Here is a 601-nt window from a genome sequence, read left to right as displayed (position 1 = left end):
CGGCAGCGTCAGATGTGTATAAGAGACAGGCGTATGGGTGCGGAGGACCATCATTACCCGGGGGCGGGGTTTATTCGTTTCCCGACCCGGGGAGGGGTGTCGTGGTTGGTAGCATTACCGGTATGAGTGACCTTTGCGAGTGGCCGGTAGACATGTCGTGCTTCCCCCCTATCCCGGAGGGTAAAGAGGATGTGGCCCGCCTGGCTGTGGATACGGCTACGGAGATTCTGTGGGCGCTGACGGGTCGGCAGTTCGGGGTGTGCCCGGCGGTGTATCACCCGGGGGTTGAGCAGTGTTTGCGGTGCGAGCCGACGCTGTGGCGGGGCGAGTGGTTCAACGTGGATGTGTCCACAGCGGAGTGTATGCGGATCGTGCTGCCCGGCCCGGTGTTCGAGGTGACTCGGGTGGAGCTTTCGGACGGGTCCGATGGTGAGTTCGCGGTGTCGGGGGATGCGGTGGTGGTGCGTGGGGCTCGCCCGACGGCGATTCACTACCAGCGGGGTATTCCCGCGCCCCCCTCGGCGGGGTTCATGGTTGGCAGGCTCGCGGCGGAGCGGTATCTACGATGTGTCGATTCCGGGCGGTGCCGACTCCCCAAATA

1 protein-coding gene is annotated in these 601 nt (G+C 64.6%); it reads left to right on the top strand.

The annotated features are described in order from the left end of the window. Positions 1-101 precede the first annotated feature (101 nt). Positions 102-601 (top strand): hypothetical protein (locus ACTQXY_RS15550; protein WP_441660220.1); only part of this gene is annotated, 500 nt, incomplete at its 3' end.

Source organism: Faecalimonas sp. LCP19S3_D12 (assembly GCF_052121495.1).
Lineage (GTDB): Bacteria > Bacillota > Clostridia > Lachnospirales > Lachnospiraceae > Faecalimonas.
This window is presented reverse-complemented; position numbering and strand designations above follow the sequence as displayed.